Consider the following 23,855-nt stretch of genomic DNA (forward strand, 5'->3'; position numbering starts at 1 on the left):
GACACACTGTCTTGGTGCGAAGAATCGTCCTACTCGGCTCCACCGGGTCCATAGGCACCCAGACACTCGACGTGATCGGTTCCCGGCCTGACCGGTTCGACGTGGTGGGGCTGGCCGCCTCGGGCGGCAACATCGACCTGCTGGCCGGGCAGGTGGCGCGGTTCCGGCCCTCGTACGTGGCCTTGGCCCGAGCGGATAGGGCAGCGGACCTGGAACACGAACTCGCGACTCGCGGGGTCGAGGCACCCCAACTGCTGACCGGTCCCGGGGCAGCGGCTGAGCTGGCCGCCCTGGAGTGCGATGTGGTGGTGAACGCCATCACGGGGGCGGCGGGACTGGAACCCACCCTCGCTGCACTGGGAGCAGGCCTCACCCTGGCCTTGGCGAACAAGGAATCCCTCGTGATCGGCGGGAGACTGGTCACCGACCTGGCGGCGCCGGGACAACTGGTGGCCGTCGACTCCGAACACTCCGCCTTCGCCCAGGCCCTGCGCGGGGGACGCCGCCACGAGGTGGCCCGGCTCATCCTGACCGCATCCGGGGGGCCGTTCCGGGGCCGCAGCCGTGAGGAACTCGCGGACGTGACGCCCGAGGAGGCCATGGCCCATCCCACCTGGAAAATGGGCCGGGTCATCACCATCAACTCATCCACCCTGGTCAACAAGGGACTCGAACTTATCGAGGCAGCCCTGCTCTACGGCGTCGGCCTCGACGACATCGTCGTGGCGGTGCATCCCCAGTCGGTCGTCCACTCCATGGTGGAGTTCACCGACGGGTCCACCCTGGCGCAGGCCTCACCACCGGACATGCGACTGCCCATCGGGTTGGCACTGACCTGGCCCGACAGGCTTCCGGGGGCCGCGGTTCCCTGCGACTGGACGAGATCCGCGACCTGGACCTTCGAACCCCTGGACGACGCGACTTTCCCGGCAGTTGAGTTGGCCCGCCGCGCGGGGAAGGCCGCTGGCACGGCCCCGGCCGTCTACAACGCGGCCAACGAGGTGCTGGTGGACGCCTTCTGTGACCACAGGATCGGGTTCTTGGGGATAACGGACCTGATCTCCCGATGCCTGGCCGAACACCTCGAGACCGGGCACGTCCCGGATACTGAACTGACCTTGGAAGCGGTGCTGTCCGCGGACGCCGCGGCCCGTGAACGTGCTCGTGAACTCGTGGAGGAACTTTCTTGAACACCCTCGTACTGATTGGTCTGGCGCTGCTGTTCTTCGCCCTGATCATGGTCTCCATCGCCCTGCACGAGATCGGACACCTCGTGCCGGCCAAGATCTTCGGGGTCAAGGTGACCCAGTATTTCGTCGGATTCGGCCGGACCATCTGGTCCCGGAAGCGGGGCGAGACCGAGTACGGGTTCAAGCTGTTCCCGCTCGGCGGCTACGTCCGGTTGGTCGGGATGTACCCGCCCGAGAAGCAGTCTGACAAGCCCAAGGGCTGGCTCACCCGGCTGGCCGACCGGGCCCGCAGCTACGAGTACGAGGAGATCACCCCCGCCGATGACGGGCGGCTGTTTCACCAGAAACCGGTGTGGCAGAAGGTCATAGTCATGCTCGGCGGGCCCGCCATGAACCTTCTGCTGGCCTTCCTGATCTTCCTGGGAATCAACCTTTTCCACGGCACCTGGCAGTTGACGCTGAACGTGACGGTGGTCAATGACTGCGTCATCCCCGCCGGCCGCACCCCCGCCACCTGCCAGGACGGCGATCCCCAGACCCCCGCGAAACAGGCGGGCGTCATGGTGGGGGACAAGGTGGTTGCCTTCAACGGTCACCGGGTCAGCACTTGGGATGAACTGACTGACCTGATCCGCGCGAACCGCGACGGCGCCGCCACGCTCACGGTCGAACGCGATGGTAGGACCATGGAACTTCCCACCGTGAACACCATCATCCAGTCGGTGCCTGACAGACTCGACCCGACCTCCAGGGTGGAGGCCGGTTTCCTCGGTGTCTCGCCCAGCCGGGAACTGGTTCGGGGCGGCGTGATCGAAACGGCGGGACAGATGTGGAACATCACACGAATGTCCCTGGTGGCCCTGGCTTCCTTCCCGGTGCGGGTCTGGAACGTCGGGGTCGGGCTCGCCACCGGTGCGGAACGCGACATCAACAGCCCGATCTCCGTGGTCGGTGCCAGTCGCGTCGCGGGGGAGATCGCGGTGGCGGACTCGGTGCCGATCCAGGACCGCGTGGCCTCCTGGTTGTCGTTGCTCGGCAGCGTAAACCTGTTCGTGGCGTTGCTGAACCTGGTACCGCTGCTTCCCCTCGACGGCGGCCACATCGCAGGGGCGCTCTACGAGGCCTTGCGGCGCGGTCTGGCGCGGCTGCGCGGCAAGAGCGACCCCGGACCCGTCGACACCGCGAAAATGCTGCCGGTGGCCTATCTGGTCGGTGGATTCCTGCTGATCGGTGGGGTGGTGCTGATCCTGGCCGACATCATCAGCCCCATCAAGCTGTTCTGAGCGGGGGTGCTAGCCTCGGCGGTGCGCTCCGGCCGGTTCTCAACCACCAGGATCGGTCGGCAATATCGACAACCGAGCTAAGGACGTGACCATATGGCCCTCACCCCAACCGAGCTGTCCGGCCTCGCCTCCCGAATCGCCCCCGTCGAGGACGCCTGGCTCCAGGCGGGCCGCGCCCGGCAGGACGACCTGACCAAACCCCCCGGTTCCCTCGGGGAACTCGAGGCCATCGGGGTGCGGCTCTGCGGAATCGCCGCCCAGTGCCCACCTCCGGTGCCTTCAAATCCGAAGGTGATCGTTTTCGCCGCCGACCACGGGGTCTACGCGCAGGGGGTCACGCCTTGGCCCCAGGAGGTCAGCGTCCAGATGGCCGCCGGGATAGCCATCGGGTTCGCCGGGGTGTGCGTGATCTCCCGGGCCTTCGGGGCCGGAACCGAGGTGTTCGACGTCGGTTTGCTGCAGCACGCGGAGGGCACCGTGGACCGCCGCATCGCGGCCGGCACCGCCGACTTCACCCAGGGGCCCGCAATGACCGTGGAGCAGGCTCTGGAGGCGATCGGCGTCGGCATCGAGGCCGCCAACGCCGCCATCGACTCCGGAGCCGACGTGCTGGTGCCCGGTGAGGTCGGGCTCGCCAACACCACGCCCGCCGCTGCCTTGACGGCCGCGTTCACCGGAAGGTCCGTGGCCGAGGTCACGGGCAGGGGGGCCGGGGCCGATGACGAGATGCTCGCCCACAAGGTGGCGGTGATTGAGAAAGGGCTTGAGGTAGGCGGGGTCGCGAGGCTGGTCACCGAGGGGGACGCGGTCGGTGCGTTGGCCGCCGTCGGTGGTTTCGAACACGCCGCCATGACCGGGCTCATGCTGGTCGCCGCGGCCAGGCGCGTCCCCGTGGTTCTCGACGGGGTGGTTTCCTGCTCCGCGGCCCTCGTCGCCCGCGCCATCTGCCCTGACGTCGTCGGCTACCTGATCGCCGGGCACGCCGGTGTGGAACCCGCCATCACCGCCGCCCATGAGGCCCTCGGGCTGCGCGGGCTGGTCGATCTCGGCCTGCGGCTCGGTGAGGGCTCCGGCGGTGCCCTGGCGCTGCCGCTGGTCAGAGCGGCCGCTCTCATCATGAACGAGATGGGCACCTTCAGCGGCCAGGGAGTGTCGAAGGCGTGAAGGGCTCCGCGCTGATCCTGGGCGGGACCCGTTCCGGGAAATCTACCTTCGCGGAGTCACTGCTCTCCGATGAACCCGGGGTTTCCTACGTGGCCACCTCCGAGGTGCGTCCCGACGATCCCGAATGGGTGGAGCGGCTCAGGATTCACCGGGCCCGCCGCCCCTCCCACTGGGAGACGGTCGAGACCATCGACCTGGCCGCCGAGCTTCGCCGCGACGACGCCACCCCCATGCTGGTCGACTGCCTGGGGGTGTGGCTGACGAGGCTGCTCGACGACGGCTGCTGGGACCGGGACCCGGAGGCCCTGGGACGCCTGGAGAACCGGCTGGAGGAGTTCCTGGCCGCGCTGCGCGCCACCCGCAGACCGGTGGTGTTCGTCAGCAACGAGGTGGGGCTCGGCGTGGTTCCGGCCACCAGCTCCGGCAGGTTGTTCACTGACCAGCTGGGGCGCCTCAACATGCGGGTCGCAGCGGTTGCCGACCGGGTCTGGCTGTGCGTGGCCGGCATTCCCGTGCCGGTCAAGGGGGCCTGATGCGCCCACTGCGCGCCTTCCACAGCGCAGTCGCCATGTACACGTGGCTGCCGGTGCGCAAACACGACTGGGCAGACCGCGACTTCCCCGACGGGCTTCTCGCCTTTCCTTGGTTGGGGGCGGTGCTCGGGGCAGCCGTTGGTCTGCTGGGATGGGGGGCCGCAGCCGCGTCCGGGTCGCGGTTCCTCGGGGCCTTGATGGCCGTCGGGACGGTGGCCTACGCCACCGGCGCCATGCACCTGGACGGCACCGCGGATGTTGCGGACGCGCTGGGTTCCCGGAAACCCGCGGAGCAGGCGCGGGCGATCATGAAGCAGTCCGACATCGGCCCGATGGGGGTGGCTTCGCTGCTGGTGGTGCTGCTGCTGGAGGTGGCCTCCCTCGGCGTCGCACCTCCCGGCACCTGGCCGGTGCTGATGGCCCTCGGCATGGCTGCGGGACGGGTGGTTCCGCTGGCCGCCACGCTGCCGGGCCGGGGTGAGGAACCGGCCCCGGGCACCTTGTCCTCGCTGGTGGCGGGCAAGGTCGGGGCGGCCGGGCTGTGGATCAGCCGGGGGGCGGTGCTGGCGGCGGGTGGCGCGCTCACCTGGTGGCTGCTGGGTTGGCCGGTAGCGGCCTGCTGGTCGGGTGTGGTCGCGGTCGCCTGGCTGCTCGCGGCCTGCTGGCAGCGACACCTCCTGCGGCGCCTGGGACGCCTGAACGGCGACTGCTACGGTTCCCTGATCGAACTGACCCAGCTGGCCGTCTGGCTGGGGATCGCGCTCACCGTGAACCTGATCGGAGTGGCATGACACTGAGACACCGCGGCTTGGGGATCGTCATCGGGATGGTGGCGGACCAGGTGTTCGCAGACCCGCAGAAGCACCATCCCGTCGCCTGGTTCGGTTCCTGGGCCACCCGGGTCGAGAAAACCACCCACGCCGACAGCCGGGCCGCAGGAGCGGTGTTCACCGCGCTCGCCGTCGCCCCCGTGCTGGCGGGCGGGATGCTGGTGGAACGGGTTTCAGCCCGGCACGGCTGGATTCGGGTCGCGGCCACCGCCGCCGCGACCTGGGCGGCGCTCGGTGCCAGGCGGCTCGCCGACGAGGGAAGGATCATGGCCGACCGCCTCGTGGGCGGCGACCTCGACGCGGCCCGGGAACAGTTGCCGAACCTCTGCGGCCGCGACCCGCGTTTCCTCGACGCCGAGGGCCTGGGACGCGCCACCGTCGAGTCGATGGCGGAGAACACCAACGACGCCGGGGTGTGCACGATCTTCTGGGGGGCTCTCGCGGGGGTGCCCGGAATCCTGACTCACCGTGCCCTCAACACCCTCGACGCCATGGTCGGCCACCGCAACCAGCGCTACGGGCGTTTCGGCACGGCATCGGCACGCGCCGACGACGCAGCGGCCTGGGTGCCGGCGCGGCTCACCGGGGCCCTGGCGTGCGTGTGCGCCCCACTGGTCGGCGGAGACGTCTCCCGGGCCTGGCGCATCATGCGGCGCGACGGTGCCAGACATCCCAGCCCGAACGGCGGCTGGTGCGAGTCCGCGTGGGCCGGTGCCCTCGGGGTGCGGCTGGGCGGGGAGAACCGCTACGGCGATCGGGTGGAGTTCCGCCCCACCCTCGGCGACGGCCCCCGCCCCACGGGACCGCAGGTGCGCCGCGCCGCGAAACTGGTGACCGCCGTCACCGCCGCCGCCACGGGGCTGCTGGCCGGGGCGCTGATCGTGTTCGGAGGTGGGAGGAAATGACCGGGTTGTTGATCGCGGGAACCGCATCGGATGCGGGCAAGTCGTTGATCGTGACGGGCCTGGCGCGCGCGTTCCGGCGCCGCGGGATCAGGGTGGCCCCGTTCAAGTCGCAGAACATGTCCAACAACTCGATGGTCTGCTCGGACGGCACCGAGATCGGGCGAGCCCAGTACCTGCAGGCGCAGGCCGCCGGCGTGGAGCCGGGCAGCCTGCTGAATCCCGTGCTGCTGAAACCGGGCAGCGACCGGCGCAGTTTCGTCGTGCTCCGTGGCCGCCCCGCGGGGGAGCTCGGGGCGGGGGAGTACGCCAGCGGACGCAAACACCTGGCCGAGGCCGCCTTCGAAGCCTACGAGGAACTCGCCGCCGGCCACGACCTGGTGCTGTGCGAGGGAGCCGGGTCGCCCGCCGAGATCAACCTGCGTCGGGGCGACTACGTCAACTTCGGCCTGGCGGAACGTTTCGGGCTGCCCGTGGTGCTGGCCGCCGACATCGACCGCGGGGGCGCCCTGGCGGCGATCTTCGGCACTCACGGCATCGTCTCCGAACAGGACCGCGGGCGGCTGGCGGGATACCTGATCAACAAGTTCCGCGGCGACCAGGCGGTGCTCGACCCGGGGCTGGACGAACTGACCCGGCGCACCGGTCTCAGGAACTACGGTGTGCTGCCCTGGCTGGCGGACGTGTGGCTGGACGGGGAGGACGCCCTGACCATCGGGTCGCGGGCGCTGCGTCCCGGCACCGGGGTGCTTCACGTCGCCGTCGTGCACTTTCCCCGCACCTCGAACGCCACCGATGTGGATGCGCTCGCCGCGGAACCGGGCGTCCAGGTGGTCGTCACCGCATCACCCGATCAGGTCGCCCGGGCCGATCTCGCGGTGCTTCCGGGGTCACGGGCCACCGTCACGGACCTGGCCTGGCTAAGGGAGAAAGGTCTGGCGGAGGCGATCCGGATCCGCGCCCGGCAGCAGCGGCCCGTGCTCGGTATCTGCGGTGGCTACCAGATGCTCACAGACCGCATCCTCGACGACCTCGAATCCGGTGACGGCGACATCCCAGGCCTGGGTCTGCTTCCCGGTGAGGTGCGTTTCGGCGAGGCGAAGGTGCTCGGCAGGCCATCCGGGACCTGGCGGGGAGAACCGGTGGAGGGCTACACCATCCACCACGGGCGGGTTCACGCCTCCGGCGGGAAGGAGTTCTGCGAGGGACAGCAGATCGGCGCGACCTTCGGGACCATGTGGCACGGGGCCTTCGAATCCGACGGTTTCCGCCGGGCCTTCCTTGAGGAGATCGCACGGCTGACCGGCAGCGACTGGCGGCCCAGCGAGGGGGCCCCCGGCTACGCCGAGCAGCGGGAGGTCATGATCGAAAGACTCGCGGATGCCTGCGAGGACAACCTGGACGTGCCGGCGCTGCTGGATGCGGCGAGGTGAAGGCGGGCATCCCCGGTCCCGGCACGAAACGCCGCGGAACCGGGACTGGCTATTCACACCACTTGAAGCCGCGCCTTCGTTCATCAGCCAATAACCGGCGAGAACTGCGCCACCGCCGGGGCATGGATGGCACCGAAGCGGCTCCCTCAGGGAGCCAGGAGCCCCAGCGGAACCACCGCAATGCCGTCGGCCCGGCGGAAGGCGTGGGGGCCCGTGGTCAGGACAACGAGGTCGGTCACGCGTTCCCCGAGTTCCTGTTTCAGCCAATGGAGGTGGCGGACATCCCTGTCGGTGATGATGGAAGCGAGTTTCACCTCTACCCCCACGACGCGACGGTCACGTCCCTCGACCATCAGGTCGATCTCGTGTTCACCGCCTTTCGTGCGCAGATGACCTGTGGTGGCTTCTGCGCTCTGCGCCATCACGCGGACGCAGAGCGTCGCAAGTGATTCGAACAGCGCCCCCAGAAAGGTGCTCTCCGGTCCGTACAACAGGGAATCCTTGGTGGCACCGATCAGATGCGCGGCCAAAGCGGGGTCGACCAGATGATGTTTTGGAGCTGCCACCAGTCGTTTCAAGGGAGAAAGGCTCGGCACCCAGGCCGGGAGCGGATCCAGCAGGAACAGACGTTCCAAGGCCTCGCGATAACTGGTGACAGTGTTGCGAGAAGGCTTTTCATCCTCCCCGGGGGTCGCTGCATCGAGAATTCGTGAATAGCTGGTGGTGGTTGACGTAGCTGCGGCGTAAGCGGTGAGCCAGGCACGCAGGGCGGCAGGTCGCCGGAACAGGAATCCTCCTTCCGGCAGGTCGTGATCCACGGCACGGGCCAGGTAGCTCTCCAATTGTATCCGAACGGCCCGTTCCGGCAATCCCTGAAATGCGGGGAAACCGGAGCAGAGAATCTCATCGACGTAATCGCTCAGGCTCAGGCTGGTTTGCCCCTCAACCACCGCATCTCCCCTCAACAGGTCCTTGAGAGATACGGTCGGTGAAATCCGGTGCCGCTCACTCAGGATCATGGGGCGCAGCACCATGCGGACCACCCGCCCTGCTCCGGAGCGCATGCGGATACCCCTGGTGGGTCCGGCGGAGCCCGCCAGGAGGAACTGATTTCCCGAAGGGTCCTCATCTACGGCCTCGCGGACATGATTCCAGAGGGTGGGTTCCAGTGGGCAATTGGTCGGGATCCTGTTGAGCAATTGGCCGGGACTTCGCTCCTCTGGGGTTTTCCGGGCCGGGGGTGCCGTTTCGTGCGCGGGCGCCGGGCAGACCGGCCCCGGTGGTGGTGGGCAGCGCAATTCCGGGCGGAGATGTTCTCCGCCAGGATCCACGTCCGGGCGGTCGAGGTGCCTGGAGGGGACCTCGCGGATGGATCACAGCGGCGGGACCGTTCCGGAGCCGCGCCGGGTTCCATGGCCCGAAGGCCTGCCAGACCCGGTGTTCTCGTCGCCAAGTCAGTGTTTCCTCAACGGTTGAGAGCGGAATGCGCGGCGTGCATGGCCTACGCTGGGGCTCATGCAGGACCTCGTCATGACGTTGCGGTGCCCGGACGGTCCTGGCATCGTGCACGCCCTCACCGGAGTTGTCGTCTCCCTGGGTGGCAACATAACCGAATGCCAGCAGTTCGCCTCCGCCGACACGGGACGGTTCTTCACCCGTATCGCCTTGGTCGGGCCCACACGCGATGAGTTGATGGGCGCTCTGCGTCCCGTGGCGGAGGGGCTCGGCGCGGAGTTCGACATCTACGGCACGCAACGCCCGACCCGCACCCTGTTGCTGGCCTCGAAGGCAGGGCACTGCCTCAACGAACTCCTGTTCCGGTGGCGCGCGGGAACCCTGCCCATCGACGTTGTCGGTGTCATGGCCAATCACGAAGTCTTGGGGTCGCTGGCCGATTTCTACGGTGTGCCGTTCACGCACCGGGTGGTCGTTCCAGAGACCAAGGCCGATTTCGAGGCCGAGGTCCGGCGCGTGATCGAGGAGCGGAAGGTGGACCTGGTGGTTCTGGCCCGTTACATGCAGATCCTCAGCCCCGAGCTGTGCGATCACCTTGCCGGGCGCGCAATCAACATCCACCACTCCTTCCTGCCCGGTTTCAAGGGGGCCAATCCCTACCGGCAGGCCCACATCCGCGGGGTGAAACTGATCGGCGCCACGGCCCATTTCGTCACCAGCGATCTCGACGAAGGACCGATCATCGAACAGAACGTGGTCAGGGTGGACCACACCATGGGGGTCAGCAAACTGGTCAGCAAGGGGAGGGGCCAGGAATCGGAGACCCTGGCGGAGGCGGTGCGCCTGTTCGCCGAGCACCGGGTGCTGATGGACGGGAACAGGACGGTGATCTTCCGCTGATGTCGGCGGTCTCTGACATTGCGCTGATCGCGCTGTTCATCCTGATCGGTGGCACCTTCGCGGCCGCAGAGATGGCCTTGGTGACGCTGCGCGAGTCGCAGATCAGACAGCTCGCGGCCAAGGGTAAACGGGGACGGGCCATCGAACGGTTGACCAGCGACCCCAATCGCTTCCTGTCCGCCGTGCAGATCGGCGTGACCCTGTCCGGGTTCCTTTCAGCGGCCTTCGGCGGGGCGACCCTGGCGGCTGGGCTCGCCCCTGTCTTCAAGGGCTGGGGGATTCCCGCCTCGGTGGCCGATCCGCTGGCCCTGGTGATCATCACGATCGTGATTTCCTACTTCTCCATAGTGATCGGGGAGCTGAGCGCGAAACGCCTCGCCATGCAACGGGCCGAGGGGTTCGCGCTGGCGCTGGCCCCGCTGGTGTCCGGCATCGCGTCCCTGGCCCGGCCCGTCATCTGGTTCCTGGGTGTTTCCACCGATGCGGTGGTGAGGGTCTTCGGCGGCGATCCGAAACTGTCCAAGGACGCCGTGAGTGACGAGGAACTGCGGGAGATGGTTTCGGAATCGACGACCCTGGGGCAGGAGGAACGCAGCATCGTCGATGAGGTTTTCGCCGCGGGCCAACTCAGTCTCCGCGAGGTGATGGTGCCCCGCACCGAGGTGGAGTTCCTCCCTTCCGACATGCCCATCCAGCTGGCCTACAAGGAAGTGCGCGGGGCGCCCCATTCCCGCTATCCGGTCACGGACGGCTCCGTCGACAGGGTGATCGGTTTCTGTCACGTCCGGGACCTGATGGATCTCGACGCCGGGGAGCGCGGCGGTCAGCTGTCCGGAATCGTGCGGCCCGTGCTGAACCTCCCGGAAACGGTGAAGCTGCTGCGTGCCCTGTCCGCGATGCGCGCGGCGAAGGCCCACATGGCCATCGTCCGCGACGAGTACGGCGGCACCTCGGGGATCGTCACGCTGGAGGACCTGGTGGAGGAACTGATCGGCGACATCACGGACGAGTACGACGTGGTGGACGGCACGTCACCAGCGAAAAAGGATCCCTTGGCACGACTGGACGGGTTGACCACCATCGAGGAGTTCGCGGGACTTTCCGGGTACGTCATTCCCGAGGGTCCCTACGACACCGTGGCAGGATACGTCATGGCCCGGCTCGGACGCCTGCCTGCGGTTGGGGACGAGGTGAGCGTGGAACTCTCCCCGTGTGAACCGGTGGAGGGGGACACTGCGGCGCCGACCTGGGTGTTCAGGGTCGAGGAGATGGATGGGCGGCGCGCTTCCTGGATTTCCGCTCGCCCGGTTTCAGGAGTTGGCGATGGATGATGGATCGAGGTTGTTGACGGGACCCGGGGCCGGTCCCGTGCTCAGCGCGGCAGTTCGTCACGCCGGGGGGGAACTGCTCAGCTGGACGCTGGAGCACGTGGATGCCAACCCCAACCAGTCCACCACCGCCACCTATCTGGCGAAGGTGTCCTGGCCCTACGGGGAGCGTACGGAACTGCTGGGAGTCTCGGCCCGCAGCGGTGAACTGTCCGAGACCGACCGGGGGGCTGAGGTCTTTGGAGACGGCAACCGCGAGGTGGCGGTGTGGATCTACCCGGCCGATCCCGACCTCCCGGGCCTGAAACGAGCCGCCTACCCCGAACTGCTGGCCGCGCTGGTCAACGACGCCCGGTTGCTGCCGTATCCCGTCACCGGGGACGAACTCGAATTGAAGATCATCGGATACCGGCCCAGGCGCCGGGCCGTCGTGCGGTTCACCACGGGCGGAAACACCTTCTACATCAAGGCGATTCGCGCCAAGCTCTTCGACGACGTGCTGTTCAGGCACCGGATGCTGACCGCAGCCGGGGTGCCGGCTCCCCACGTCGCTCACACCACCAGTGACCAGCTGATGATCCTCGATGCGCTCCAGGGCAAACCCTTGGCGCGTGCGATCTTCGATCCCGGTGACCCGTGCACCCCCGAGCAGCTGATCGAGGTGCTCGACTCCATGCCCCCGAGTGTCGCGCAGCTGGAACGCCGTCCGCCGTGGAGTGACGCCGTCCAGCACTACGCGGAAATCGTCTCCTCGGCCCTTCCCGAGGCGCGTGGCGATCTCGAATGGGCGGTTCAGCGGATCCGGGCCGGGCTGGCGGGGATTCCGCTCGGGATTGAACCCACCCACGGTGACTTCCACGAGGGCCAGGTGCACGTGGCCGCGGGGCGGGTGGTCGGGATCCTCGACGTGGACACCATAGGCCCCGGCAGGCGCGCCGACGACCTGGCCTGCCTGATCGCCCACCTGTCCACCATCCAGCGCATGAATCCCGCTCAGGAGGCCAAGGTACGCGACCTGCTGGCACGGTGGGTGCCGGTCTTCGACAGGCGCGTGGACCCGGTGGAGTTGAGACTGCGGGCGGCGGCCGTTGTCATCTCCTTGGCAACCGGTCCTTACCGCAGCCAGGAACCGAATTGGCAGGAATCCACCAGACAGATGGTTCGATCTGCCCTGGCCCTGGTCAGGCAGGTTGCGGGCTGATAACGATTCGGCGGGGTACCGCGCCTTGATGATGCGCGCGCGATATGGTCATGGCACCCAGGAAACTTTCCGAAGTTTGGAGCTCGAAGTGACCAAGTCTCTGCTCAAACTCGCCTCCCTCGCCGCCATCAGCTCTCTGTTGCTGTCCGCCTGCGCCGAGGCACCGACGACACCCTCCTCATCCCCGGCCGGTTCCGCCCCGGCCAGCAGCGCCACCGGCGGCGCCACCGCTGGTTCAGGGGATTTCAAGGCCTGCATGGTTTCCGACTTCGGTGGTTTCGACGACAAGTCCTTCAACGAGACCTCCTACAAGGGCCTGCTGCAGGCGAAGGAACAGCTCGGCGTCGAGACCGCTCAGATCGAGTCCAAGGAGGAATCCGAGTACGCGCGCAACGTCCAGTCCATGATCGATGCCAAGTGCGGTGTCATCGTGACGGTGGGGTTCGCCCTCGCGAATGCCACGGAAGCCGCCGCGAAGCAGAACCCGAACGTCAAGTTCGCGATCGTCGACAACGAATCCTTCGAGGGTGTTGACAACGCGAAGGGGCTGATCTTCGACACCGCCCAGCCCGCCTTCATGGCAGGTTATGTCGCCGCTTCGCTGAGCCAGACCGGGAAGGTCGGCACTTTCGGTGGGGCCGATTACCCGACCGTGCGGATTTTCATGGACGGCTTCGCCCAGGGTGTTGAGTACTACAACAAGGCCAAGGGCAAGAGCGTTCAGGTGCTCGGCTGGGATCGTGCAACGAAGGACGGGCAGTTCATCGGCGGGGCCAGCCCGTTCGACGACAACGCCGGCGGCAAGAACACCGCGAACACGCTCATCGCACAGGGAGCCGACATCATCCTTCCGGTCGCCGGTCCCTCCGGGCTGGGGGCGCTGGCCGCCGTGAAGGAAACCAGCGGCAAGGTGAACGCCATCTGGGTGGACACCGACGGTTACGTCTCCGCACCTGAGTACAAGGACGTGATCATCACCTCGATCGAGAAGAGCATGGACGTGGCCGTCCTCGACGTCATCAAGGCCGCCAAGGAGGGCTCCTTCTCCTCCGATCCGTATGTCGGGACTCTCAAGAACAAGGGTGTCGATCTTTCCGAATTCCACGATTTCGACTCCAAGGTCTCGGCCGAGACCAAGTCGGAACTGGAACAGATCCGCGCCGACATCATCTCCGGGAAGATCACCGTCGAGACCACGGTCAGGTAGCGCGTGAACAACCTGAAAAGGGGCACCCTCGGGTGTCCCTTTTCCGGTGATCGCTTGTAGAGTGAGTCCGCCTGATGAAGGAGGAACAGTGACTTCGTCGCCCCCGGCCGCTCCCGTGTTGTCGTTGGAAGGCATCACGAAACGTTTCGGTTCCCTAACGGCCAACAACGACATCAGCATCGAAATCGTTCCGGGTCGCATCCACTGCCTGCTCGGGGAGAACGGGGCGGGAAAATCCACCCTGATGAACATCCTCTTCGGGTTGCTGGCCCCCGACGAGGGTGAGGTCTGGCTGGGGGAGGAGCAACTGAGGCTGGGGGATCCCCGGCAGGCCATGGCGGCAGGCATCGGCATGGTGCACCAGCACTTCATGCTGATTCCCCCGTTCACGGTCGCGGAGAACATGGTGCTGGGACACGAACCCGGCTCCGCGGGGCTCCTCGACATCGACCAGGCCAGGCGGCGGGTCCGGGAACTCTCGAAGCAGTACCGCCTGGAGGTCGATCCGGATGCCCTCGTGGAGGACCTGCCCGTCGGCATCCAGCAGCGGGTCGAGATCCTGAAATCCTTGGCCCTGGATGCCCGTTACCTGATCTTCGACGAGCCGACGGCGGTGCTGACCCCGCAGGAGATCGGCGAGTTGATGGACGTGATGCGCGCGCTGCGCGACGAGGGCCGTGCGATCGTTTTCATCACCCACAAGCTCCGCGAGGTGCTGGAGGTAGCCGACGACATCACTGTCATCCGGCGCGGCGAGGTCGTCGGGCGCGCCGAACCCACCAGCACCGAGGCCGAGTTGGCGGCCATGATGGTCGGGCGTTCCGTGGAACTGAAGGTGACCAAACAGGCGCCGCGGATCGGGGAGGAACGTCTGGTGATCTCCGGGCTGACGGTGGCCAGCGCGTCCGGAGCGGTGGCCGTCGACCACCTCGACCTGACGGTGCGCGGCGGCGAGATCATCGTGATCGCGGGGGTTCAGGGCAACGGGCAGAGCGAACTGGCCGAGGCGCTGCTCGGCACCATGACCCCCGTTGGCGGCACGATCACCCTCGACGGTGCCGACGTCACGCGGCTCAGTCCCGCCAAAACCCTTGGTGCGGGCCTGGGCTACGTGCCGGAGGACCGGAACAAGGACGGCCTGATCGGGGATTTCTCGATCGCCCAGAACCTGGTGCTGGACAACCTCGACCACTTCAGTGTGGGCGGAAACCTAAAACTGGGGCAGATCAACCAGCACGCCGCGAAGCTGGTCGAGGAGTTCGACATCCGCACCGACTCCTACGCGCAACCGGCCCGGTCGCTGTCGGGCGGCAACCAACAGAAGGTGGTGCTGGCCCGGGAACTGTCGCGCCCGCTGTCGCTGCTGCTGGCGAACCAGCCGACCCGGGGTGTCGACGTGGGCGCGATCGAGTTCCTTCACAACCGGATCGTCGCTGAACGGGACAGGGGAACCGCGGTGCTCATCATCTCCACGGAACTCGACGAGGTGGAGTCCTTGGCCGATCGCATCGCGGTCATGTACCGGGGACGCATCGTCGGTGTCGTCGGACCGGACACTCCCCGCGACGTGCTGGGACTCATGATGGCGGGGATCGACCACGATGACGCCGCCGCCATCACGGAGCAGGAGGACCAGGCATGAACACTGGAACCCGTGGCCGCCCGGCCTGGGCCAACACGGCCCTGGTGAGCACGGCCTCCCTGATCCTGGCCTTCGCCGTCGCGATGGTCATCATGGTGGTCACCGACGCGGAGATCATGGCGAAGTACGCCTACTTCATCGCCCGGCCCGGCGACGCCCTGGACGCCACCTTCGGCAAGATCGCGCTCACCTTCGAGGCAATGTACGTGGGTTCCCTCGGGTCGGCGACCGCCCTCACCGAAACCACCGCGGAGGCGGCCCCCCTGATAGCGGCCGGCCTCGGGGTGGCGCTGGCCTTCCGGGCCGGGCTGTTCAACATCGGAGCCCAGGGCCAGGCCGTGATGGGTGCGCTGGTCGGGGCCTATCTCGGTTTCAGCATCAAGGGGCTCCCCATCTTCCTGCACCTTCCGCTGGTGATCCTCGCGGGTGTTCTCATGGGGGCGCTCTGGGGTGGCGTGGTCGGTCTCATCAAGGCCCGCACCGGGGCGCACGAGGTGATCCTCACGATCATGATGAACTACGTTGCCGCGAATATCCTCTCTTTTCTGCTGAAGCAGCCGTTCATGCGGCAACCGGGGACGTCCAACCCGATCGCCCCCGTGCTTGAATGGAGCGCCACCCTGCCCCGGGTCGCCGGTACCCGCCTGCACCTGGGATTCGGGTTGGCGCTGCTGGCGGCCCTGGGATGCTGGTGGCTCCTGGAACGCACCAGGTTCGGTCTCCGGCTGCAGGCGGTCGGGCTGAACCCGGACGCAGCGGCAACTGCGGGCACATCCGTGAGCCGGGTCACCTTCACGACGATGGCGCTGGCTGGTGGCCTGGCCGGTCTCGGGGGCCTGATCACCGTCACCGCTCCCGTGATCCTGACGAGCTACCCGTCGCAGCTGACCGTCAGCATCATCGGCACCCTCGGGTTCGACGCCATCACGGTGGCCCTGCTGGGGCGTTCCCGCCCCATCGGCGTGGTGCTTGCGGGGTTGTTGTTCGGCGCGTTGAAGGCAAGCCGCACCGCCATGGTCACGATCGCCAACACCCCCAAGCAGCTGGTTGATCTCATCCAGGCCCTGATCGTCCTGCTCGTCGCGGCGCCTGCCTTCGTCATATGGTTGCTGCCCTTCCTCAAGGAACGCAGGCGCGGGGCCGTCCGGACCGTTCCCAAGGAGGCCAAGGCATGAGCACCGACATCATCGTTCCCGGTGCCGACGCTCCGGAAAGGAAGATCGTCGAATCACCGGAGGGGCGTTCCACGCGCATAGCGGCGGGTATTCTCCTCGCCCTGCTCGGGTTGCTGCTGGTGGTGATGGCGTTCACTGCCAATCCGACCGGGAAAATCGCCTTGTCGGACGCCTTCGCGGATGTTCAGTTGCCGACCATCGAGGTGCCGGGCCTGCCGGTGCTGCTGTTCCTCGCTCTGCTCACCTTGGCCTCGGGGGCCGTGTTCCTGATCGGCAGGTTCCCGAAGGACTGCCGCACTGCGGCGGGAGTGATCGCCGGGTTGAGCATCCTTGTCGGTTTCGTTGTCTGGGCCGCCGCGTCCTCCGCCGTTCCGTTCACCCTGACGAGCCAGTTGAACCTCACGCTGGCGTATTCGACGCCGCTGTTGTTCGGGGTGCTGGCCGGTGTCCTGTCGGAGCGCGCCGGCGTGGTGAACATCGCGATCGAGGGCCAGTTCTTGGCCGCGGCTTTCGCGGCCTCCGTGATTTTCTCCGTGACCCAGTCCTTCCTGGCGGCCCTGACCGCGGCGGCCGTCGCCGGCCTCCTGATGGGGGCCGTGCTGGCCCTGTTCACGCTGAAATACCTGGTGGATCACGTCATCGTCGGCGTGGTCGTGAACCTGTTGGCCACCGGGTTGACGGGGTTCATCTTCCAGCAGCTCGTCGCCCGTGACCTCAAGACCTTCGGTGTGGTCAGCCCCATGCCGGTGTTCGCCATCCCAGCGCTGAGTGAGATCCCGTTCATCGGGCCGATCCTGTTCACCCAACGCCCCCTGACCTTCATGGCCCTACTTGCGGTTCCACTGGTGTGGTTCCTGCTCCACCGCACCAAGTGGGGGCTGCGGGTCCGGGCGGTCGGTGAGCACCCGCGGGCAGCGGACACCGTCGGGATCAAGGTGATCTCCACCAAGACCCAGGCCGTGCTGCTGGGCGGGATCTTCGCGGGTCTGGGCGGGGCCTACTTCACGGTTGGTTTCGTCGGAGCCTTTCAGGACAACAACATCACGGCCGGAAACGGCTTCATCGCCTTGGCCGCGGTGATCATGGGCCGTTGGCATCCCGTCCTGGGAGCGGGCATGGCCCTGTTCTTCGGATTCGCCCGGGCCCTGGCGCAGTCCATCAAGCTGATGAACCTACCGATTCCCAGCGAGTTCATCGAGATGCTGCCCTACGTCGCCACCATCATCGCCGTCGCGGGACTGGTCGGCCGCGTCCGTCCGCCCGCCGCCGATGGCGCCCACTTCGTGAAGACCCACTGAGATGACCGGCATCGACTGGGAACGGCTGCGGGCCGCGGCACGGGAGGTCACGGGAAGGGCCTACGCGCCCTACTCCGACTACCAGGTGGGTGCGGCAGCACTGGTGGACGACGGCCGCATCGTGGTCGGCTGCAACGTGGAGAACGCCTCCTACGGGGTGGGGCTCTGCGCCGAGTGCGGACTGGTCTCGCAGCTGAACGCCACCGGAGGTGGCCGGCTGGTGGCGTTCACCTGCTGCAACAAGCTGGGGGAGCGGATCATGCCCTGCGGGCGTTGCCGGCAGCTGCTGTTCGAGTTCGGCGGGAACGGGCTTCTCATGGACACCCCGGTCGGGGTGCTGCCGATGTCGGAGGTGCTGCCGCAGGCCTTCGGACCCGCCGATCTGGACCATGCCCGCTGACCCCGGCCCACAACTCCTAGGATGTTTTCATGCTGAGCCCGGAAGAACTACGTGCCCTGCCCAAGGTCGCCCTCCATGACCACCTCGACGGCGGGCTGCGGCCCGCGACCGTGGTCGAGCACTGCGCTGAGAACGGGCACGAACTGCCCACCACTGACCCGGAGAAGCTGGGCCGGTGGTTCTTCGAATCCGCCGATTCCGGTTCCTTGGTGCGCTACCTGGAGGGTTTCGCCCACACCACCGCAGCCATGCAGACCCGCGACCAGCTCGTGCGGGTGGCGCGCGAGTTCGTGCTGGACCAGGCCGCCGATGGTGTTGTCTACGCCGAGGCCCGCTGGGCACCCGAACAGCACCTGGAGAAGGGCTTGACGCCAGAGGCCGCGGTGGAGGCGGTCCGCGACGGTCTGGCCGAGGGCATGGCGCAGGCCGAGGCCGCGGGACGGGCCATCGTCGCCACCCAGATCGTCACGGCGATGCGTCACGTCGACGAACCCACCACCGATATTGCCGAACTGGCCCTGGCCTATCGCGACGACTCCGTCGTCGGATACGACATCGCCGGCGCCGAGATGGGCTTCCGCCCCACCCGTTTCCAGGCCTCCTTCGACCTGCTGCGACGCAACAACGCACACTTCACGATTCACGCCGGCGAGGCCGACGGGCCGAAGTCGATGTGGGAGGCCGTCCAGCTCTGCGGTGCCCAGCGCATCGGTCACGGCGTGCGCGTCTGCGAGGACATCGAGGATTTCTGGGGAGACCGACCCAGGCTCGGGCGGTTCGCGGCCTTCGTCCGGGACCAGCAGATTCCGCTCGAGGTGTGCCCGACCTCAAACCTTCAAACCGGCGTGGCCAAGTCCCTCGACCGGCATCCCGTCGGACGGCTGGCCGAGCTCGGTTTCAACGTCACCATCCACTGCGACAACCGCCTGATGAGCGGCACCTCCCTGTCCGAGGAGTTCGCGAAACTCTCCGAGACCTTCGGATGGGGATTCGCCGAGGTGGAGGCCGTGACCGTGGCGGCCATGCGCGCGGCCTTCCTGCACCACGACGAACGAGAAGCCCTCGTCGAGGGGCTGATCCGTCCCGCCTTCCACGCCGCCCGCCATGAGGCACGGGCGTGATCACGGCCGCTGCGGACGGGTCCTCGCTGGCAAATCCCGGCCCGGCCGGGTGGGCCTGGTACATCGACGACGACCGATGGGCCGCTGGGGGATGGCCCCACGGAACCAACAACATGGGGGAGCTGATGGCGGTCCTGGATCTGTTGAACTCCACGGCGGGTACGGACGAGGAGCTGCTGGTCCTGTGCGATTCGCAGTACGTCATCAATTCCCTGACCGCGTGGCTTCCCGGCTGGAAACGCCGTGGCTGGAAGAAGGGCGACGGCAAACCCGTCCTGAACGCCGACCTGATGAAACAACTGGACCGGGCCCTGCAGGGCAGGCGGGTGCGTTTCGAATGGGTCAAGGGACACGCGGGCCATCCCCTGAACGAGGCCGCCGACGAACGGGCACGTGCCGCCGCCACCGCCCATCGGGACGGTGCCCCCGTGGCCCGGGGACCCGGGTTCCCGGGGGCGGGGAAGAAACCGGCACGACCGGAACCGCTGCGCGACGATGCACCCGAACAGCTCGCGCTGTTCGAGCTTCCCGGCGAGCGGGCATGACCTCCGATCCCCGGGAGGTGCTGGACCTGGGGTTGGAGATCGGTTGCGGAATGCTAGCCCACGGCGCCTCCGTGTCATCGGCGATCCGGGCCTCCCGGCACGCCATGCGGGACCTCGGAATGGCGGAATACCACACCGACGTCACCGGGAACATGATCATCGTCTCGGTCAGGGGAGAGACCGACGGCGAACCCTTGACCGCCATGCGGGTGGTTCCCATCGGCCATCAGGACTTCGAGCTCATAACGATGCTTCAGCAGGTGGCCTCCGAGGCCCGGAACAACAGCATCCCGGACTCCCGGGCCCGGATCGAGGCCATCCTCGGGCGTCACGGACGCTGGGGAGGGCTCGACGTCTCCCTGGGTTTCGGGGCGGTTTCCAGTGCGGCGGCGCTCATGTTCGGGGCCCGGTGGATCGTCGGCCTGCTGGCGCTGATCGTCGCCTGGAGCATCCACCGGACCCAGGTGTGGCTTTCGAAGCGACGGGTCTCGGTGTTCTTCCAGCAGTGTGTCGGCGGGGCGATGGCCGCGGCCGCTGCGGTCGGCGTGGCCCTGGCCAAGGGGTGGGGTGTCCCGGGGCTGGCCGGGATCGAGCCGGGGCTGATAGTAATCGGCGCCATCATCTCGATGCTCGCGGGCCTGGCCATTCTCGGCGCCTCGGAGGACGCCATCTCTGGTCTCTACGTGACCGGCACCGCCCACGCCATCCACGGGCTGATCGTCACCATCGGGCTGGTGATCGGCGCCAGTGTCGTGGTGGCGGGCGCCAGCTGGTTGGGCATTCCGGTGTGGATCAACGCACAGTTCAGCATCGATGGCCTGCTGGGTCCCGTCTCGGTGTTCTGGTCCGGGATCGTGGCCGCGGCGTGGGCGTTCTGCACCCGCGCGTCGCGGCGGGCAATCGTCAGCGCGGGGCTGATCGGCGCGGCCAGCTGGTGGTTCTTCCTGTGGTTGTTGGCGCAGCGCTGGCCCGTGGTCGCGGCCACCGGGGCGGCCGCCCTGCTGGTCGGGGCGGCATCCGCGGCTGCGGCACGCCTGTTGCGGGTGCAGCTGGACTCCATCTCGGCATCGGCCGTGGTGCCGATCCTGCCCGGCTTGGTCACCTGGTCCGGGGTTTTGAAACTGGCCCTAGGTACGGGGGAGACGTCCTTCGTGGATGGCCAGCAGGACCTGATGACCGCGGCCGCCGTCGGCATCATCCTGGCCGCGGGTGTCGCCGCGGGGGCGGCCATGGCGCGCCCCATGTCGGTTCCGATCCGTAAGCTGCCCTGGCCCATCCGTCCGCTGGGCCCGCGTGGCGCCCGGAAGTCCTGAAGCCTTACGGTATGGGGTGTGAAACCACGCCACCTGGACCTGTTGGTCACCCTGTCGTCCCCGACCCTCAGCCCTGATGGTGAACAGGCGGTCTTCGCGGCGAGCCGTCCCTCCTTCGACGTGGACGACCACGTAGGAAGAATCTGGAGCGTTGCCACGGCAGGCAGGGGGCGTCCCCGACCCCTGACCCGGGGCACCTCGGACCTGGCTCCGCAACTGAGCCCCGACGGGCATACCGTGGCCTTCCTGCGGGGCGGTGTCGATGCCAGACCGCAACTCGCCATCGTCTCCGCCGAGGGTGGGGAACCCAGGATCGTCACCGACGCCCCGCTGGGGGTGGACGAGTTCGTGTGGTCCCGGGACTCCAGGGAGCTGGCGTTTGTGGCCAGAATGCCCGAGGAGGGGCGTTACGGAACCCTCGAAGGCGTTCCCGCCGAACGCGAGGATCCCAGGCTGATCGTGGGAAACAAATACCAGGCGAACGGGATCGGATACATCCGGGACCGTCCTCGGGGGATCTACCTCCTGGAGGTTCCCTCCCTCGACGAGGAACCCTGGCTGGAACCCCGGGGGCGTGCGGCAACGGGAACCGAGGAGGAACCCAGGGACAACACGACGCTCGGGGGGAGGCGTGGCATCCCCCAGGCGAGGCTGCTCACCCCGCTGGAGGCCGACTGCCGCCAGCCGGAGTTCACACCCGACGGGAAACGGGTCTGCTTCACCGCTGCCCTGCACGCCGGGGAGGACTCGGATCTGCGCTCGATGATCCACCGCGTGCCCGTCACCGGCGGGGAACCGGTCCTCGTGGCCGGGGGGGCCGAAGCCACGTGGGCATGGTCGCGGCCCCGGTTCAGCCGTGACGGCAGGACCCTGTTCCTGCTGGCGGAACACCTCGGTGAGAGCGGGCTCGATTTCGTCGGGAGCGCAAAGGCCGTCGCCGCCCTGGCCGTCGATGCGGAGCCCGGCACCGAACCCCGGATCCTCACGGATCCGGTCACCAGCGACTACGAGGCACCGTGGAGTTTCCTGGAGCCCTTAGGGGAGGAATCCGTCCTGGCCCCAGCCCGGGTCCGGGGCTGCGGGGAACTGCACGTGATCTCCCCCGAGGGCCGGGTCCATGTTCTCGTCAAGGGCCCGAAGGTGGTCAGTGCGGCCGCCGAACGCTCGGGGGTGAGCGTGGCGGTTGTCAGCGAGGCCACGCGCCCCATGGAACTCGCCAGGGTAGCCGAGGGAAGACTCGTCCGCCTTACCGATTTCGCGCGGCCCCTCGTCGCTGCGGCGACCCCGGTGGAACCGAGGGAGTTGACCATCCAAGGCGAGGACGGCAACGACATCCACGGCTGGGTGTTCGTTCCCAAGGGGCGGGGGCCTCATCCGGTGCTGTTGAACATTCACGGCGGCCCGTTCTCGAACTTCAACTGGGCCTTCTTCGACGAAGCCCAGGTTTATGTTCGTGCCGGCTATGCCGTGGTGCAGTGCAATCCGAGAGGTTCCTCGTCCTACGGGCAGACCCATGGCCGGGCGGTCAAGGAACGAATGGGCGTGGTTGACATGGCTGACGTGCTGGCCTTCCTGGACGGGGCGTGCAGACAGTTCAAGAGTCTGGACGAGGACCGGGTGGGGATCATGGGGGGCTCCTACGGGGGCTACCTGACCGCGTGGATCACCGCCCACGACAACAGGTTCGCCGCCGCCGTCGTCGAACGGGGCTACCTGGATCCCGCCGCGTTCGTCGGGACCAGCGACATCGGGTGGTTCTTTTCCGACGGCTATGTCGGTGCCGACCCGGAAAAGGTCGAACAGCAGTCACCCATGGCCAGGGTCGGGCAGGTCAGGACCCCGACGCTGGTCATACACTCCGAACGCGACCTGCGGTGCCCGCTGGAGCAGGCGCAGCGCTACTTCGCCGAGCTGCGGCGCAACGGGGTGACCGCCAGGATGTTGATCTTCCCCGGGGAGAACCACGAACTGTCGCGGTCCGGGACACCTTGGCACAGAAGACAAAGATTCGAAGCGATTCTCGACTGGTGGGCTGAACAGCTTCCGGTACGTATGAAGGAGGCGCGACGTGGCAGGTGAAGTGGCCTTTGGGTTGAGGAACGTTCAGGTCGGGCTGGGATCACGGGTGGTGCTGCAGCAGGTGAACCTGTCGGCACCCATCGGCTCGGTGACCGGCCTGATCGGACGGAACGGGGCCGGCAAGTCCACGCTGCTGAGGCTGCTGGCCGGCCGTGAGGCCCGGTACACCGGTGAGGCGCAGGTTTTCGGCAGGAAGCTGCCCGAGGCCGCATCCGGGACGGTCTACCTGACGGCGGAGCACTGGCCCTTCGGAGGAGATCAGCGCCTGCGTGACCTCGCGCGCCACGTCGCCCGGGTGCATCCGAACTTCGACATGGAACGCGCCATCGAGCTGCTGGCCTGGTTCGACGTTCCCGAGAGCCGCCACCCCATGGCTCTCAGCCGCGGGCAGCGCACGGCTGCTTTCCTCAGCCTGGCGTTGGCGGCCCGCGCCCCGCTGACCCTGCTGGACGAGCCCTACAATGGCCTCGACGTGCCCGCCCGGCAGCGTTTCACCCGGGTTCTGCTGGAGGAGTTGCACATGTTCCCCCGCACCCTGCTGATCTCCACGCACCTGGTCGATGAGGCCGAGCCGCTGTTCCAGTACGTGGCTCTCATGGAGGGCGGCCGGATCACGGCCGCCGACACCGTCAGAGGCCTGGTCACATCGTTCACCAGGGTGAGCGGGCCGGTGGTGGAGGTGGACGCGCTTCCCAGGCTCGGGCGGCTGGACCGGGAGGGGGCGTGGGCCAGCGCGGTGGTCAGGAAGGGAGCGGAAGGTGACCTGCCTGCCAAGCCTGTGAGCCTCCGGGAACTGGCCGACCTGCTGATAGGCCCCAGGCGTGACGCTCAGGTGGACGTCGAGAGAGGGAAGTGA

20 protein-coding genes and 1 pseudogene are annotated in these 23,855 nt (G+C 67.6%); 20 read left to right on the forward strand and 1 reads right to left on the reverse strand.

The features are described from left to right. Positions 1-14: 14 nt before the first annotated feature. From dxr to EL272_RS05270, 7 genes are all read left to right on the forward strand, one after another. Positions 15-1,190, forward strand: a complete 1,176-nt coding sequence (dxr, locus tag EL272_RS05240; RefSeq protein ID WP_014846178.1) for a 1-deoxy-D-xylulose-5-phosphate reductoisomerase — start codon at positions 15-17, stop codon at positions 1,188-1,190. Further along, positions 1,187-2,473 carry a M50 family metallopeptidase gene (locus tag EL272_RS05245; protein ID WP_014846179.1) on the forward strand — a complete coding sequence of 429 codons (1,287 nt, stop codon included), beginning with the start codon at positions 1,187-1,189 and terminating at the stop codon, positions 2,471-2,473. The genes dxr and EL272_RS05245 overlap by 4 nt, the downstream gene beginning before the upstream one ends. A gap of 93 nt (positions 2,474-2,566) precedes the next feature. After that, on the forward strand, positions 2,567-3,637 hold the full coding sequence (gene cobT / locus EL272_RS05250; protein ID WP_061787137.1) for a nicotinate-nucleotide--dimethylbenzimidazole phosphoribosyltransferase: 1,071 nt from the start codon (positions 2,567-2,569) through the stop codon (positions 3,635-3,637). Beyond that, entirely contained in the window at positions 3,634-4,170 is a 537-nt protein-coding gene (gene cobU / locus EL272_RS05255; RefSeq protein ID WP_014846180.1) for a bifunctional adenosylcobinamide kinase/adenosylcobinamide-phosphate guanylyltransferase, read from the forward strand. The genes cobT and cobU overlap by 4 nt, the downstream gene beginning before the upstream one ends. After that, positions 4,170-4,961: an adenosylcobinamide-GDP ribazoletransferase gene (locus EL272_RS05260; protein ID WP_014846181.1), complete on the forward strand. Its 792-nt coding sequence runs from the start codon at positions 4,170-4,172 to the stop codon at positions 4,959-4,961. The genes cobU and EL272_RS05260 overlap by 1 nt, the downstream gene beginning before the upstream one ends. Continuing rightward, entirely contained in the window at positions 4,958-5,905 is a 948-nt protein-coding gene (locus tag EL272_RS05265; RefSeq protein ID WP_061787136.1) for a cobalamin biosynthesis protein, read from the forward strand. Before EL272_RS05260 ends, EL272_RS05265 begins: the two co-directional genes overlap by 4 nt. Then, entirely contained in the window at positions 5,902-7,335 is a 1,434-nt protein-coding gene (locus EL272_RS05270) for a cobyric acid synthase (protein ID WP_061787135.1), read from the forward strand. The genes EL272_RS05265 and EL272_RS05270 overlap by 4 nt, the downstream gene beginning before the upstream one ends. A gap of 146 nt (positions 7,336-7,481) precedes the next feature. Here the strand turns inward: EL272_RS05270 and EL272_RS05275 are convergent, their stop codons facing one another. Further along, on the reverse strand, positions 7,482-8,399 hold the full coding sequence (locus EL272_RS05275; protein WP_244926117.1) for an ATP-binding protein: 918 nt from the start codon (positions 8,397-8,399) through the stop codon (positions 7,482-7,484). A 442-nt stretch (positions 8,400-8,841) separates the two neighbouring features. On the opposite strand from EL272_RS05275, the gene purU reads away from it, so the two are divergent. The 13 genes and pseudogenes from purU to EL272_RS05340 all read left to right on the forward strand — a co-directional run bounded on the left by purU (position 8,842) and on the right by EL272_RS05340 (position 23,855). Next, positions 8,842-9,690, forward strand: coding sequence for a formyltetrahydrofolate deformylase (purU, locus tag EL272_RS05280; protein WP_390849596.1), 849 nt, complete (start codon positions 8,842-8,844; stop codon positions 9,688-9,690). After that, positions 9,687-11,021 carry a hemolysin family protein gene (locus EL272_RS05285; RefSeq protein WP_390849594.1) on the forward strand — a complete coding sequence of 445 codons (1,335 nt, stop codon included), beginning with the start codon at positions 9,687-9,689 and terminating at the stop codon, positions 11,019-11,021. The genes purU and EL272_RS05285 overlap by 4 nt, the downstream gene beginning before the upstream one ends. Continuing rightward, positions 10,924-12,219, forward strand: a complete 1,296-nt coding sequence (locus tag EL272_RS05290) for a phosphotransferase (protein ID WP_041697322.1) — start codon at positions 10,924-10,926, stop codon at positions 12,217-12,219. Before EL272_RS05285 ends, EL272_RS05290 begins: the two co-directional genes overlap by 98 nt. 88 nt (positions 12,220-12,307) lie before the next feature. Continuing rightward, the gene (locus EL272_RS05295) at positions 12,308-13,426 is read left to right on the forward strand and encodes a BMP family ABC transporter substrate-binding protein (protein WP_014846188.1); all 1,119 of its coding nucleotides are present in this window, start codon (positions 12,308-12,310) and stop codon (positions 13,424-13,426) included. Positions 13,427-13,514: 88 nt separating this feature from the next. Continuing rightward, entirely contained in the window at positions 13,515-15,068 is a 1,554-nt protein-coding gene (locus tag EL272_RS05300; RefSeq protein WP_014846189.1) for an ABC transporter ATP-binding protein, read from the forward strand. Next, positions 15,065-16,243: an ABC transporter permease gene (locus tag EL272_RS05305; protein ID WP_014846190.1), complete on the forward strand. Its 1,179-nt coding sequence runs from the start codon at positions 15,065-15,067 to the stop codon at positions 16,241-16,243. Before EL272_RS05300 ends, EL272_RS05305 begins: the two co-directional genes overlap by 4 nt. Beyond that, entirely contained in the window at positions 16,240-17,541 is a 1,302-nt protein-coding gene (locus EL272_RS05310) for an ABC transporter permease (protein WP_014846191.1), read from the forward strand. Before EL272_RS05305 ends, EL272_RS05310 begins: the two co-directional genes overlap by 4 nt. Before the next feature lies 1 nt (position 17,542). Next, positions 17,543-17,941: a cytidine deaminase gene (locus EL272_RS05315; protein WP_014846192.1), complete on the forward strand. Its 399-nt coding sequence runs from the start codon at positions 17,543-17,545 to the stop codon at positions 17,939-17,941. Between the two features lie 29 nt (positions 17,942-17,970). Beyond that, positions 17,971-19,062 (forward strand): adenosine deaminase, encoded by a 1,092-nt coding sequence (locus tag EL272_RS05320; protein WP_061787133.1) that lies wholly within the window; start codon positions 17,971-17,973, stop codon positions 19,060-19,062. After that, positions 19,059-19,592, forward strand: a pseudogene (locus EL272_RS05325) (ribonuclease H family protein); the annotation flags it as partial. The gene EL272_RS05320 and the pseudogene EL272_RS05325, both read left to right, overlap by 4 nt. A gap of 11 nt (positions 19,593-19,603) precedes the next feature. Further along, complete coding sequence (locus tag EL272_RS05330) at positions 19,604-20,920, forward strand: threonine/serine exporter family protein (RefSeq protein ID WP_061787131.1); 1,317 nt, start codon at positions 19,604-19,606, stop codon at positions 20,918-20,920. Between the two features lie 18 nt (positions 20,921-20,938). Then, the gene (locus EL272_RS05335) at positions 20,939-22,999 is read left to right on the forward strand and encodes a S9 family peptidase (RefSeq protein ID WP_061787130.1); all 2,061 of its coding nucleotides are present in this window, start codon (positions 20,939-20,941) and stop codon (positions 22,997-22,999) included. Next, on the forward strand, positions 22,989-23,855 hold the full coding sequence (locus EL272_RS05340) for an ATP-binding cassette domain-containing protein (RefSeq protein WP_061787129.1): 867 nt from the start codon (positions 22,989-22,991) through the stop codon (positions 23,853-23,855). The genes EL272_RS05335 and EL272_RS05340 overlap by 11 nt, the downstream gene beginning before the upstream one ends.

Origin of the sequence: Arachnia propionica, assembly GCF_900637725.1 — a bacterium.
Lineage (GTDB): Bacteria > Actinomycetota > Actinomycetes > Propionibacteriales > Propionibacteriaceae > Arachnia > Arachnia propionica.